Annotated in this window: 12 protein-coding genes; 6 read left to right on the top strand and 6 right to left on the bottom strand. The window is 71.4% G+C overall.

The window, feature by feature from the left end; translation table 11 throughout:
- Positions 1–300: 300 nt before the first annotated feature.
- Genes ACQF4J_RS03355 through ACQF4J_RS03345 form a run of 3 tightly spaced genes read left to right on the top strand, consistent with a single transcriptional unit; the run spans position 301 to position 4,171 of the window.
- The gene (locus ACQF4J_RS03355) at positions 301–1,488 is read left to right on the top strand and encodes a hypothetical protein (RefSeq protein ID WP_427164480.1); all 1,188 of its coding nucleotides are present in this window, start codon (positions 301–303) and stop codon (positions 1,486–1,488) included.
- Positions 1,489–1,499: 11 nt separating this feature from the next.
- Complete coding sequence (locus ACQF4J_RS03350) at positions 1,500–3,626, top strand: tetratricopeptide repeat protein (RefSeq protein ID WP_427164477.1); 2,127 nt, start codon at positions 1,500–1,502, stop codon at positions 3,624–3,626.
- The gene (locus tag ACQF4J_RS03345) at positions 3,623–4,171 is read left to right on the top strand and encodes a flavin reductase family protein (RefSeq protein WP_427164475.1); all 549 of its coding nucleotides are present in this window, start codon (positions 3,623–3,625) and stop codon (positions 4,169–4,171) included. Before ACQF4J_RS03350 ends, ACQF4J_RS03345 begins: the two co-directional genes overlap by 4 nt.
- Here the strand turns inward: ACQF4J_RS03345 and ACQF4J_RS03340 are convergent.
- Positions 4,149–5,945: a phosphatidylglycerol lysyltransferase domain-containing protein gene (locus tag ACQF4J_RS03340; protein WP_351801067.1), complete on the bottom strand. Its 1,797-nt coding sequence runs from the start codon at positions 5,943–5,945 to the stop codon at positions 4,149–4,151. The genes ACQF4J_RS03345 and ACQF4J_RS03340 overlap by 23 nt on opposite strands.
- A 136-nt stretch (positions 5,946–6,081) precedes the next feature.
- Positions 6,082–6,345 carry a hypothetical protein gene (locus ACQF4J_RS03335; RefSeq protein ID WP_351570078.1) on the bottom strand — a complete coding sequence of 88 codons (264 nt, stop codon included), beginning with the start codon at positions 6,343–6,345 and terminating at the stop codon, positions 6,082–6,084.
- A gap of 203 nt (positions 6,346–6,548) precedes the next feature.
- Here ACQF4J_RS03335 and ACQF4J_RS03330 point away from each other — a divergent pair, with 203 nt between their 5' ends.
- Complete coding sequence (locus ACQF4J_RS03330; protein ID WP_351801065.1) at positions 6,549–7,376, top strand: SCO6745 family protein; 828 nt, start codon at positions 6,549–6,551, stop codon at positions 7,374–7,376.
- Positions 7,377–7,445: 69 nt separating this feature from the next.
- On the opposite strand, the gene ACQF4J_RS03325 is transcribed toward ACQF4J_RS03330, so the two are convergent.
- From ACQF4J_RS03325 to ACQF4J_RS03310, 4 genes are all read right to left on the bottom strand, one after another.
- Positions 7,446–8,273 (bottom strand): hypothetical protein, encoded by an 828-nt coding sequence (locus ACQF4J_RS03325; protein WP_351801063.1) that lies wholly within the window; start codon positions 8,271–8,273, stop codon positions 7,446–7,448.
- Entirely contained in the window at positions 8,270–8,908 is a 639-nt protein-coding gene (locus ACQF4J_RS03320; protein WP_351570067.1) for a hypothetical protein, read from the bottom strand. Before ACQF4J_RS03320 ends, ACQF4J_RS03325 begins: the two co-directional genes overlap by 4 nt.
- The gene (locus tag ACQF4J_RS03315) at positions 8,905–10,077 is read right to left on the bottom strand and encodes a tryptophan dimethylallyltransferase family protein (protein ID WP_351801061.1); all 1,173 of its coding nucleotides are present in this window, start codon (positions 10,075–10,077) and stop codon (positions 8,905–8,907) included. The genes ACQF4J_RS03320 and ACQF4J_RS03315 overlap by 4 nt, the downstream gene beginning before the upstream one ends.
- Positions 10,078–10,402: 325 nt before the next feature.
- Positions 10,403–11,041, bottom strand: a complete 639-nt coding sequence (locus ACQF4J_RS03310; RefSeq protein ID WP_351570061.1) for a TetR/AcrR family transcriptional regulator — start codon at positions 11,039–11,041, stop codon at positions 10,403–10,405.
- Positions 11,042–11,176: 135 nt separating this feature from the next.
- Between ACQF4J_RS03310 and ACQF4J_RS03305 the strand changes: the two genes are divergently transcribed.
- Both ACQF4J_RS03305 and ACQF4J_RS03300 read left to right on the top strand, forming a co-directional pair.
- Positions 11,177–12,322 carry a VOC family protein gene (locus ACQF4J_RS03305; protein WP_351801059.1) on the top strand — a complete coding sequence of 382 codons (1,146 nt, stop codon included), beginning with the start codon at positions 11,177–11,179 and terminating at the stop codon, positions 12,320–12,322.
- A gap of 32 nt (positions 12,323–12,354) precedes the next feature.
- Positions 12,355–13,293, top strand: a complete 939-nt coding sequence (locus tag ACQF4J_RS03300; RefSeq protein WP_351570055.1) for a fumarylacetoacetate hydrolase family protein — start codon at positions 12,355–12,357, stop codon at positions 13,291–13,293.
- The last annotated feature ends 2 nt before the right edge of the window (positions 13,294–13,295 follow it).

Below are 13,295 nucleotides of genomic sequence, written 5' to 3'. Positions count from 1 at the left end.
GGGGGCCGTACCCCCATGTGCCGGCGACAGGTCGAAAGCCAGTGTTGGTGGCCGAGCCGCCCACCCGGCGGTGCTCCGCAGGCTCGCCACCAGGTACCGGGGGAGGTGAAACCCATGAAGAAGATCACCGTTCGCAAGACCGGCTCCATCAAGCTCACGTCGTCCGCGTCGGCCTACACGTTCGTCGGCTGCTGACGCCGCCTGTCCGCACCCCTGTCCGCCGTACCGCGGCGGCCGGGGGTGCGGGTTCTTCCGCACCACATCGTCTGCACCGCACCGGCGAGGAGGTCCGCGACGCCCATGTCGGCCATCGAATTCCACCCGTTGACCTTCGTCGACGAGCGCGACGGCGTCGTGGTGGGACGCCCCGACACCGAGTCCTACGCCGTGCTGCCCCACGACGGCGCGGCCCTGCTGCGCCGGCTCGCCGCCGGCCACCCGGCCGACGAGGCCGCCCACTGGTACCTGGGGGAGTTCGGTGAGAGCGTCGACATCGGCGACTTCGTCTCCACCTTGCGCGAGCTGGGCTTCGTCAGGGAGGGGCCGCAGCCGACTGCCACGCCCTCTCGGCCGGGGATGCTGCGGCTCGGTGCGTGGACGTTCTCCGCCACGGCCTGGATCGCCTACACGGCGCTGGTCGTGACCTGTGCGGCGATGATGGCCACGCATCCTCGCATACGGCCCCACGCGGACGCCGTGTTCTTCACCCCGTCCCTCGTCGCGGTCCAACTGGTGCTGGCCTTCGCCCAGTTGCCGGCCGTGGCCTGGCACGAGTCCTTCCATGTCCTGGCCGGGCGCCGGCTGGGACTGCCCACTCGGCTGTCGGTGAGCCGACGGCTGTTCTTCGTCGTGGTGGAGGCCCACCTCGACGGCCTGTACAGCGTGCCGCGCAAGAAGCGCTATCTGCCGTTCCTCGCGGGCATGCTCGCCGACCTCCTGCTCTTCAGCGGCCTCACCCTGGTGGGAGCCGCGGGCACGGGCTGGGCCTGCCGGTTGGCGCTCGCCGTCGCGTACACCGTTCTGCTGCGGCTCGTCTGGCAGTTCTACGTCTTCCTGCGCACCGACCTGTACTACGTGTTCACCACCCTCCTGGGCTGCGCCGACCTGCACGGCGCCACCTCCGACTACCTGCGTCGCAGGGCGAGCCGGCTGCCGGGCCTGCGGCGCCTCACCGCCGATGCCGGCGGCGGCAGCGACGCCGACGCCGAATCCGCGTGGTCGGAACGCGACCGCCGGATGGCGCCCTGGTTCGCGCTGCTCACCGTCGCAGGCGTCGGCTTCCTCCTGGCGACCGCCGTACTCGCCCTCGTCCCCTTGCTGGTGGGCTTCGCGACACGGCTCGGCCCGGCACTGGCGCACGGCACGGCGGACGGCGCCCGCTTCTGGGACTCCGCCACATCGGTCGGCCTGTTCGCCGCCGAGTTCACGCTCCTGATCCTGGTCTCTCGCCGCGAGGCGTCACAGTCCGCCGGTACCGACTCACGTTGAAGGAAGGCCCCATGAACACCCACCTGTGGCGCTCCGGCCCGCACGGATCGCACGACGGAGCGGCCGAAGTGACGGTCGGCTGTCACCGCCGGCTGCGCGGCCCGTACACCGGAGCGGGATCGCTGGTCCGGGCCCTGGTCCCGGGCGCGTACGAGCGCCGGCCCGACCTGGTGAGGGCGCACGCCATCGAGATCCTCTCGACGGCTCCGGAACTCAAGGATCGCATCGGCGCGGCACCGGAGACCCTCACCTCCCTGGCCGTCCCCGAGGAACGCACCCGCATCTACGCCGCCGCGCGCACACGCCGACTCGCCCACGGACTGGTCGAGTTCCTCCACTCGTACACGAACCTGCGGGAGTCCGGGCGGCTCAGCCTGTGCTTCCTGGACGTCGACGAGGCCGACCACACCGACCAGGAGTTCCTGGCCATCCTGCTCCGGCGCACGCAGGGCACGAAGATCTCGGTCACCGTCGGCAGCCGGGGCGGCGACCTGCCGGACGAGCTGGCCTCGGCCCTCGCGCGGTACGCGACCCGGCTCACCCCTGCCGGCACGGCGGCAGCGACCCGGGCGAGCCGTGATCAGGGTGAGCTGCTGAGCACGTACATCGCCTCGGACGGCACCTGCGACGACCCCGACGCGCTGGCCGCCTACGAAGCGGCCGACCCCGGCCTGCGCGCCAGGCTGCACGACGAACGCGCCGCTGTACTGCTGCGCGAGGGCGACTGGAGCCTGCGTCTGGGCGCCGTCCCGTACCACCTGGAACGCGGAACCGACCCCGCCGGCGCCGGTGGCGAGGCCCTGCACGAAGCCGTCTACTACGCCGCGGGCCTGGGCCTGTGGCACGCGGTGCTCGACTACGGCACCCGCGCCCGGGCCGTCATCGACCCCGAACAAGCCGAACGCTACTGGGACTTCAGCGGCAAGATGTCCTCGGCGCTGGCGCTGCTGGGGCGCACGCGGGAGGCCGAGACGCTGTATCTGGAGGTGCGGGCCCGCTACGCCCTGCCGATGGCGCAGATGTTCACCGGCTACGCCCTGGCCATGCTCTACACCCGCATGCACCCGCCGGAACTGCGCGACCACCAGCTGGCCAAGAGCTACCTCAGCAACACGATCACGCTGGCGTCCCTGCTGCCCGACGCCGAAGAGCGCAGTTTCCACTCGGTCTTCCAGCGCAACGGCATGGCCCTGGTCGAGATGCACCTGGGCAACCTGCCCGAAGCCCTTCGCCTGGTGGACTCGGGGCTGAAGCGCCTGGACGCGGAGCTGCCGGCCGATCGGCACCGGCTGCACCGCTCCGTGCTGGTCCACAACCGGGGCCGGGTCCTGGCGGCGCTGGGACGGCTCGAGGACGCACGGGCGGACCTGACGACGGTCATCGGCCTCGACCCCAACTACCCCGACTACTACTTCGACCGTGCCGAGCTCCTGCACAAGCTGGGCGAGGACGCGGCCGCGCTGGCGGACTACGACACCGCGGTCTCGCTCAGCCCCCCGTTCTGGGAGGTGCACTTCAACAGGGCCGACCTGCTGGCCGCGATGGGTGACGCGGAGGGTGCGATCGCCGACCTGCGGCGCGTGGTGGAGCTCGAACCCACCGAGCTGGACGCCCGTGCCAACCTCATCGGCCTGCTGCTGGAGACCGGGCGGGCCAAGGCGGTGGAGCCGCTGCTCGCGGAGGGGCTGCGGCTGGCTCCCGACGAGCCGCGGCTGCTGCAGGTGCGGGGTCAACTGGCGTGGGAGGCCGGCTCGGCCGAATCCGCTCGCCGTGACTTCGACCTGGCCCTGGCCGGCGACCCGGGGTGTGTCGCGGCGCTGGCGGGCCGTGCGGCGCTCGCCTTCGACTCCGGAGACCTCGAAACGGCGGTGCGCGACCTGACCCGTGCCGTCGAGCTCCGGCCGAACGACCCCGACCTGCGCTACAACCGCGGCTTTGTGCACCAGGGTGCCTCACGGTGGCAGGCCGCGGTCGACGACTACACGCTCGCGCTCGACCTGCCCGGCGCCGACCAGGCCGAGCTGCTGCGTCAACGCGCGAAGTGCTATGCCGAGTTGGGCGACCGAGAGGCGGAACGGGCCGACCTGGACGCGGCCCGCGCGTCCACTGGCTCTGCGATGTCGGCCGGTGCGGCATGAGCCACCTCCCCCTGCGGCAGGACCTGGCCACGGCGCGATCCGCGCTCGACGAGCCGGATGCTCCCGGCAGTTCGGACGAGTTCCACCGGTTCATGCGGACCTGGGCCACCGGCATCACCGTGGTCACCAGCCGGCGTCAAGGGCGGTCCGTGGGCTGCACCGTGACCGCGTTCACCTCGGTGTCGCTCCAGCCGGCCCTTCTCCTGGTGTGCCTGGCCGACGGCAGCCGCACCCTCGCGACCCTGCGCGCGCGGGGCGTCTTCGCGGTCAACGTCCTCGCCGGCGACCAGACGGCACTCGCCGGTCACTTCGCCACCGCGCCGGGGGACCGGTTCGCCACCGTTCCCCACCACCTCGTCGACGGCGTACCCCTGTTGGACGCGGCGCTGGCCACGGCCGTGTGCCGGGTGGAGCGCGCCTGGCCCGTGGCCGACCACACGCTCGTGCTCGGCCGGCCGGGCCACTACGGCGCTCTCCGCAAGGTGCCGCCCCTGATCCGCTTCAACGGGACAAGCGGCCCGCTCAGGTCTTCCAGGGAAGGGTGAGGAACCCCTCCGCGCGGGCGCTCGCCAGGCCGATGCGGGGGATGTCGCTGCTCCTCGCGAAGAGCAGGTAGCGGGGTTCCCATATCGGGCGGTACTTGGCGTTCGCGCGGTACAGGGACTCGATCTGCCACCACCGGGAGAAGAACGTGAGGGTGGCGTGCCAGAGGCGCAGGACCGGGCCCGCGCCGAGCCGGGAGCCGCGTTCGAAGACCGAGCGGAACATCGCGAAGTTCAAAGAGACGCGCCGGATGTCCAGTTCGGCCGCGCGCAGGAGGAGTTCGACGACCATGAACTCCATCAGCCCGTTCTCGCAGGCGCGGTCGCGGCGCATCAGGTCCAGGGACAGGCCGTGCTCGCCCCAGGGGACGAAGCTCAGCAGGGCCCGGGGGACGTCGTCGGCGTCGCGGCACTCCAGCATCACGCAGCGCCCGTCGGAGGGGTCGCCGAGGCGGCCGAGGGCCATGGAGAAGCCGCGCTCGGTGGCGCCGTCGCGCCAGTGGTCGGCGCGGTCGATGAGCAGTGCCATCTCGTCGGCCGGGATGTCCTCGTGGCGGCGGATGCGGACCGTGTAACCGGCCCGGCGGACCCGGTTGTGGGCCTGGCGTACGACCCGCATCGCGCGGCCTTCGAGGGTGAAGTCGGCGATGTCGACGATGGCCTCGTCGCCGAGTTCCAGGGCGTCCAGGCCGTGGCGGCCGTAGATGGTGCCCGCCTCCTCGCTCGCGCCCATCACCGCGGGCGTCCAGGCGTGCTGGCGCGCCTCCGTCAGCCAGGCGTCGATCGCTCCGGGCCAGGCCTCCGGGTCGCCGATCGGGTCGCCGGAGGCCAGGCTGACGCCGCCCACGACGCGGTAGGTGACCGCCGCCTTGCCGGTCGGCGAGAAGATCGCCGCCTTGTCGCGGCGCAGGGCGAAGTAGCCGAGCGAGTCGCGGGCGCCGTGCTTGTCCAGCAGGGCATGGAGCCGTTCCTCGTCCTCGGGGCCGAGCAGGCGGCGCCCGCGCGGCGAACGGAAGAGGGCGTACAGGACCAGGCAGAAGGCCACCGCGAGGAGGATGTTGATGATGATGTCGGTCCAGCGGGGCGCGTGGACCGTGGAGACGCGGTCGGCGAGCGGGCCGACGCTGACGCCGCGCAGCAGGGTGTAGCCGACCTCGTCGGCGAGGGTGGCGCCCGGGATCGTGTTCGTCGCGTGCACGAGCAGGGTGCCCAGGCCGCCGGTGACAACCAGGCCGCCCACGCCGACGGCCAGTGCCAGCTTCGGGTTGGACGGGTCGCCCACCGCGTGGAACTCACGGCGGCTGATCAGCAGCGCGGCGACGAACAGACCGGTCAGGGCGGCGGAGAGCCAGTTGAACGCGTGGGTACGGTACTCGGGCTGGGTGAGCGCGAGGACGTACAGGACGAACAGGGGAGCGGACAGGGCGAGGTTGGCCGCCCAGGCCGCGCGCTTGCGGCGGCGCATCACCAGCACGAAGAAGATCGCCAGAGCCGCCGAGATCAGACCTGCGGTGGCCAGGTACGGCGTGAAGAACTGGCCGGAGTGGTGGGCGTGCTGCCGGTGCAGGTGGAGGGTGATCCGGCCGTTGTTGTGCTCGTAGACCTCCTGCCGGAACGGGAGCGACAGCACCGCCACTATGTTGAGTACGGCGATCACCCGCAGGTACCAGACGGTGGCGTCCGCGGCCCGTCGGCGCAGGCGGCTCGACTGCGTGCCGGGGGTGCGCTGCGCGGCGGCGGGGCGTGGGGGTATCAGGGCGGACTGTTGTGAGGCCATGGTGAGCGACTACCTTGAAGGCGGCTTGGGGGACGTCGATGGGGGAGTTGACCCTACACTCTGTAGGATATCGGCGCAGGTAAGGAAGGGGTTCGGGCCGAGTGCGGGAAACGGTGTGAATCCGGGGAGCGTGAAGTTACCGCTGTGCCCGCTCCACCCGCCAGCGCGCCGCCAGGATCCACGCCAGATTGCCGATCGCCGTTCCCGCCACCACCGCCGCGACTATCACCCCGCCGGTGGCGAGCCCGTCGCTGAACAGGTGCGGGCGCCGGTCGAGGCTGTGCAGGCCGAAGCCGGACAGCTCGTACACACCCTCCATCGTGATCAGCAGGCTCACCACCAGCACCGCCACCGTCGGCCCGAGACTGCGACGGGCCTCCTGAGTGTCCGTGCCCTGCATGAGTACTCCCGATGAGTTGACGGGCCGACGCGGCCGGTGGGGCCCTACAATACGTAGGGCTCGGCCGGTCCGTTCGCCACGGGGTGCGTGAAGGGCGTCGGAAGCGGTTCACCGCCGAGCCGCGCTCCCTGCCGGAGGCGCGGCGTCACGACACCTTCGGGCGTTCCCGGCCTCGCGGGCCGACCCGCAGGCATGATGTGGCCATGACGCACGTCGCCCGCCGTATGTTCGAGCTCCTGGAGCCCATCTGCCTGGTCACCTTCACGGCCGACGAATGCAGAGAGGAACTGGCCGCGCTCGGCCACCGCACCTACTGGGACGGCTACTTCGCCAGCCGCGCCGCCCCGCTGGGGCGGGTGCCTGCGGAGGTCGTGCACGCCGCTTTCTACAGCTTCGCCGACGGGGAGGTGGCGCGGCACATCCCCAGCGCCTGGGAGACGATTCCGCCCGAAGCGTCCGTCGCCGCACGGGAGCGAGGCAGCGCGGCCTCACTGCGGCGGATCCTCGGGGACGATCTGGCCGGCTCGCCGGGTGTGGTGCGCGCCGCCGATCTGACCACCAAGGCCGCGATGAGCGCGCCCACCGAAGGCCGGGTGATGTACGCCGGGATGCGCACCCTTCCGGTGCCCGGCGACCCGGTGGCCCGGCTGTGGCATGCCGCGACCGTGCTGCGCGAGCACCGCGGTGACGGGCACGTGGCCGCTCTCGTCGGCGAGCGCATCGGCGGCACCGAGGCCCACGTCCTGTCCGCGCTCGCCCAGGGCATCCACCCGCCGGAGTCGTTCGGGCGGATCCACCACCTGCCGAAGGAACGGCTGGCCGCGGTGATGGACGGCTTGCGCGAGCGCGGGCTCGTCGACGCCGACGGCCGGTTCACCGACGCCGGCCGTGCGACCAGCCAACGCGTCGAAGCCCTCACGGACGAACTCGCCGCCCCGCCGTACGACGCCCTGTCGCCCGCCGAGCTCGACGAGCTGATCGCCGAGCTCGAGCCCGTCACCGCGACGCTGGTGGCGGCGGCCTCGCGGTGACGCGCGGCGGGAGAGGGGAGGAGGAGCCTGCCGGGTGCCGCGCGGGTGCGGCCCGCCCACAGGGACTGTTCAGCGGTCCAGGAGTCGTGTCCGCCAGTCGACGAGGCCTTGGGACAGCTCGCCGTTGCCGGGAGGAAGGCTGAGCAGGGTGCTGTCGATGTAGTGGAGGTAGAGCGGAACGAGGTCGGCGTGGAGGAGTTCGGTGAGGTGCTCCGCCGAGTCCGGCTGTCCCTGGCGGGCGCGCGTCGCGGCTCGTACGAGGTCCGCGGCCACCGGTGAGGGGTGTGCGAGGTGGTGGCGGATGGCGTCGTCGGTGGAGCCGCAGTCCGCGGTGGCGGCGGTGTAGAGGAACCTGAGGGGGAGCAGGACCGCCTTGGTGAACCGTCTGGTGTCGCTCGCGAGGCGTGCGGGGTGGTGGAACTCGGCCAGGACGCGGTCCGGCGCGAGCATCCGCAGGGCGAACCGGACGCTGTCGGTCACCAGCGTGTCGGCGCCCGGCGGTTCGACGTCCTGGCGTACGTCCTCGCCCAGGAGCAGTCTGCCGCTGTTCTTGAGGTCGAGCCGGTCGACGGCGGGGAATCTGCCGTCGTCGCGGTCCGCGCGCAGGGCGGGCAAGGAGCTCCAGAACACCGACAGGCGTTGGTGGGAGCTGTCCCGCGCCTGGAGTTCGAGGGTCACACGGTGGATGGTTCGGTCGTCGTCGTGACGGCGTTCCGTCAGAACCAGTGCGAGGTCGATGTCACTGACGGCGGGTGCGAACCCTCCGTGCGCGAGGCTGCCCAGGGCGTAGGCCGCGATGAGGCGGTCGGTGAGTGCCTGCTGGAACACCCTCGCGCTGTCTTCGGCGATCCTGGTGGCGGAGCCGGCGTCGGGACTCTGCTGGGGGCGCGTGCTCATGCTGGTACGGCGGTGTCGCGGCGGGCGAGTTCGGCGATCCGGTCGGAGACCATGGTGATGATCTGCCAGGCGTGGTCGAGGAGTTCGGTGACCTCGCCGAGCTGCCACTCCCGGCGCTCGGCGAGCAGGCGGTAGCCCATCTCGATGTGTTCTTCGTCCGCTTCGTCGTGCAGGGCGAAGTAGGCGTTGCCGGGGAAGGCCCGGGAGCCGGCGTTGCTGAAGGTGAGGCTGCCGGCCTCCAGCACCAGGTGGGCCAGGACGACGCGGTGCAGTCCGGGCAGCGTGCGGAACTGGTCGACGAACCAGGCGGCTCCGGCTTCGACGACGGGGTCCCAACCGGCGGTCCGGCCGGTGCGGTGACTGTCCGCCAGGATGTCGTTGTGCCCGACCTCCTCCTGCTGGTGTTCGAGGGCGAGTTCCTTGAGCTGGGGGTCGGTCTCGAACGCGGCCCGCACACCGATCATCCGCTGGAACGCGTCCGACCACGGTGCCACGTGCGCCAGTACGGCGTCCTTCGTTGCCGCCGGTGTCGTGGGGTCCTCCAGCAGAACGATCAGGTCGCTGGCGCGGTACGCGCGGACGTACTCCTCGTTCCTGTCGGCGACTTCCCGTAGGGGAGCGGGCATGGTGGTCATAGGGAGTCGTCCTCCTGGAGGGGTCGCAGGGGTTGGAGGGGTGGCTGCGTCGGCGGTCCGGACTCCGCGGTGCGTGGCCGGTAGACCGGAAACCTGAAGTAGACGGATACGTCGCCGTCCTGGCCCAGCGAGCGGTAGCTGACCAGCTCCTGCAGGCCCCGGGTCCGGTTCAGGGGCCGTGGCGCCAGGGCGTGCAGGAGGGCATGGTGACGTCGTGGGTCGAGGCCTTCGTGCGCCATCAGCGCGCCGATCCTGTCGGCGGCCTCCTCATCGGACGCGGTGAAGGTGGACACGCGGAAGTAGGTGGTCGACTCGTCGGCGCAGGTGGCGTCCGGCCGGTAGGCCAAGCAGGTCAGCGGGGCTTCGCCGGCGGCTTCGGGCGCCGTGCCGAGCAGAGTGCGGAAGGCCGAGCGGGCCCTGTCCGGATCATGGGCCCGGGAGAGGGAGGCCATCTGCTCCAGGACGGCGACGCTGCTGGTGTGGTTGCGGTAGTAGACCTTGGCCCGGGCCCGCGCGCCGGCGTCCAGGTCAAGGGCGAAGAACTCCAGTTCGCGCTCGGCTCCGTCCGCCGAGGCCGCTCGGGCCACCCGTGCCGAGGTGTCGGCCCACGCGGTGCCCATGGCGATACGTGCCATCGCCTCGCCCACCAGAGCGTGACGCTCCGTCAGATCAACAGCGTACAGCCCGAAATAGACCTTGAAGGCGGGAGGACGTCCCGGCTTCCAGGCCAGGGAGTGCCAGACGGGGATGGGTGATGTCTCCTGGCCTGGGCCCGGCGCGAACATGTCGGCCACTTTCCCGTAGCGGTCCAGGCAGACCAGTGGCTCCCCGGCCAGCCGGTCCGTCAGCGCCGCCGCAGCGGCTCGATTGGAGGCCGCGGTGATGGGCCGGGAGGCGCCGAGGGCCTCGAAGAGGATGCGCAGTTCCGGCCGCCCCCGCGACCACTTCACCGACATTTCGGCGGGGAAGCCGTCGCCGGCGACGTACGAGGGGAACGGGGACGCCTGTCCGACGGGCAGGTCGGCCCACGGCCGCAGAAGATCCCGGACCTGGTCCGTCACAGTGCCGGTCAGGGTCGGCGGCAGGCCGAGCCCGTCACACATCTCGCTCCAGCGTTCGCGCAGGAACCCGCCGATGGAACGTCCCTCGCCCGAGAAGACTGTGTCCATTCACCCGTTCCCTTCTCCGAGCGTGACCGCCGGATGCCGCGGGGAAGGCCTGCGCGATCGCCATCGCAGCCCTTGCCGGCGTCCCCCCGGAAGAAGCGCGCGCGAGCCGTTTCACCGCCGGTGTCGGCAGACCTCGCCGCGTCCGATGCGATCACCACTCTTCAGCCGCCCAGGCGCACGGACCATCTTTTCGAAGAGCTTCGAAAGGGTGGCCTGGGGCGCGGCACGACGGATCTCTGTGGGCATGCGGCGCCGTCGGGCGCATCGGCCGGCCGCCCGGTCGCCTCCCGGCCGGGCTCGGCGGTCACCGCGTGAGGCCGGCCGGTCAGGCGGGGTGGGCGGGAAGGGGGCGGCGTGCGACCTCGTGGGCATCTGCCTGTGGCACGCCCAGCATGAGCAGGACCATCTCGGCCAGGTTCGTCGCGGCCTCGTCGCCGTCGAGGTCGGGGCGGGCGAACCTGAGCTCCACCAGGGACAGCAGGGTTCCGCCCAGTGCGGACAGGGCGACCGCCGGGTCCACCGCGGTGAAGCGCCCGGAGGCCATGCCGACCTCGAGGTCACGCACTGCACGGCGGGCCAGGCCGTTGTCGGAGTGGATGTAACCGAGGCCGCGACGGCGCAGGACCTGCATCAGTTCCGGGTGGGTGTCGGCCATGCGGGCGCTGAGCCGGAAGCCCGCCGCGACGAGTTCGGCCGGGTCGTCGAGCCCCGCCAGACGTTCGTCGAAGCTCTGGCCGAACTCCTCCAGGGCGTCGACCACCGCCGCTTCGAACAGCTCGGTCTTCGACTCGAAGTGGTTGTAGAAGGAGCCGAAGCCGACGTCGGCGCGCTCGGCGATCGCCTGGATGCTGACGCCGGTGTCCCCGGTCTCGGCGAGGATCTGCCGGGCGGCGCCGATGAGCGCCCGACGGGTCTCGGCGCGGCGCCGCTCGAAGCGGTTGCTGGGCGGGGCGGACGTAGGCATGCACAGAGTGTAGCCGCGCAACCGATGACGACCGCAACTCTGATGAATTCATCATTTCTCTCCGGGGAAACCTTGACGACGGAACTGTCAAAGTTGATGATTCCCTCATTACGGCGATGTTGCTCGGAGGGCACCATGTCTGAAACCCGCGTCCACGGGCCCGATGCCAGGACGGCCCACCAGGACCTGCACAGCGAGGACGGCGCGCTGCGAGGGGAGCACCCCGGTCGGTCCCGCAACCCGGTGATCAAGGTCGCCGACCTGGCCTGGCTGGAGTTCGAGAAGCCCGACCTGGACCGCGCCGAGGTCTTCGCCCGCGATTTCGGGTTCGCTGTCGCGGCCCGCACGGAGCGGGAGCTGTGGCTGCGCGGCACCTTCGCGGGCTCACCGTGCGTGGTGATCCGCCGCGGGCGTACGTCCCGGTTCATCGGCCCGGCGTTCCGCGCCGCGGAGCGAGCCGACCTGGACCGCCTGGCCCGCGCCACCGGGTCCGACGTGCGCGAGGCGGACATACCAGGCGGCGGCCGGGCGGTCGACCTGCTCGACCCCTCGGGCTTCCCGGTCCGCGTGGTGCACTGCGGCGAGCAGCTGCCGGCGCTCCCCGAACAGCAGCCCCTCCTGTTCAACTTCGGCACTGGTCACCGCCGTACGAACGCCACACAGCGCCCGCCCCGCGAGCCGTCACGCATCCAGCGGCTGGGCCATGTGGTCCTGGAGACACGGGTGTTCGGCCGGGCCCTGAACTGGTACCTGGACACCCTGGGGATGATCGTCTCCGACTTCCTGTTCCTGGACGGACAGCGCGACCGAGGCCCGACCATGGCCTTCGTCCGCTGCGACCTCGGCAGCGTGCCGGTCGACCACCACACACTGGCCATGCACCTGGGACCCGGCACCGGCTACGTCCACTCCGCCTACCAGGTCACCGACCTCGACTCGATCGCCGCCGGTGGCGAGTACCTCAAAGAGCGCGGCTACCAGCGCAGTTGGGGCATCGGACGGCATATCCAGGGCAGCCAGCTGTTCGACTACTGGCGCGACCCCGACCGTTTCATGCTGGAGCACTTCGCCGACGGCGACCTGTTCTCCAGCGACGTCGAACCCGGCTGGGCGCCGATGTCGACGAGCGGCCTGGCCCAGTGGGGCCCGCCGGCCACCCGCGACTTCCTCGGCGCGAACCCCTCCCCGCAGCGGATCCGCGACGTCGTCGAAGCCCTGCGCGGCGACAACGAGATGGACCCCGCACGCCTGCTGGGCCTGCTCAAGGCCACCAGGTCCTGAACCGACCCTTCCCTCTCACAAAAGGCACCGACATGAGCACCAACGTCCTGCGCACCGCCGACGGCTGGTGGGTGGTCCGCGGCGACCGGGCCGTCCCCGTCCACACCAAGGCCGTCACCACCGCCGAACTGATCGCCGACCGGGACGCCGTACGAGACGCCGCGCTCGCCGCAGACGCGGGCACGCCCGTCGCCGACCTGGCCGCCCTCTCACCGGTCACCACCCCCTGCCGGGTCGTCGCCCAGATGGTCAACTACCGCAGCCACGCCCGCGATTCGGGCTTCACCGGCGACATCCCAGCCACCTTCTTCCGCAAGGCGTCCGGCTCGGTCGGCGGACCCGGCGACACCGTCGTGCGGCCCTCCCATGTGAAGTTCCTCGACTACGAGATCGAACTCGGCCTCGTCATGGGCGCACCCCTGCCCATCGGCACCGTGGTCGAGGAGCGGGACCTGCCGTCGTACGTCGCAGGGCTGGTGATCACCAACGACGTCAGTGCCCGCGACGTCCAGCTGACCAAGACCCAGTTCTACGAGAGCAAGTCGTACCCGACCTTCACACCGACCGGCCCGTACCTCGCCCTGCTGGAGCCGGAGGACTTCACCCATCTCCTCGATCTGCGGCTGCAGTTGTCCGTCAACGGCGAGCTGCGCCAGGACCGCACCCTGGCCGACATGATCGTCCGTCCGGCGCAGGCCCTGACCCTGCTGGCCCGCTTCCAGACCCTCGACCCCGGCGACCTGCTGCTGACAGGCACCCCCGGCGGTACGGCCCTGAAGGCTCCGCCGAAGCCGGTCGAGAAGATCGGCGCCCTGCTGCCGCCCCCGGTGAAGTGGAAGGCGTTCTTCAAGTCGCAGGCGAAGAACCCGCACTACCTGCACTCCGGTGACCTGATCACGGCGACGATCGCGACCCCGGACGGCCGGATCGACCTCGGCGAGCAGCGAACCCCCGTCACGGACGCCCGATAACC

The organism is Streptomyces sp. C1-1 (assembly GCF_050214755.1).
GTDB lineage: Bacteria > Actinomycetota > Actinomycetes > Streptomycetales > Streptomycetaceae > Streptomyces.
This window is presented reverse-complemented; position numbering and strand designations above follow the sequence as displayed.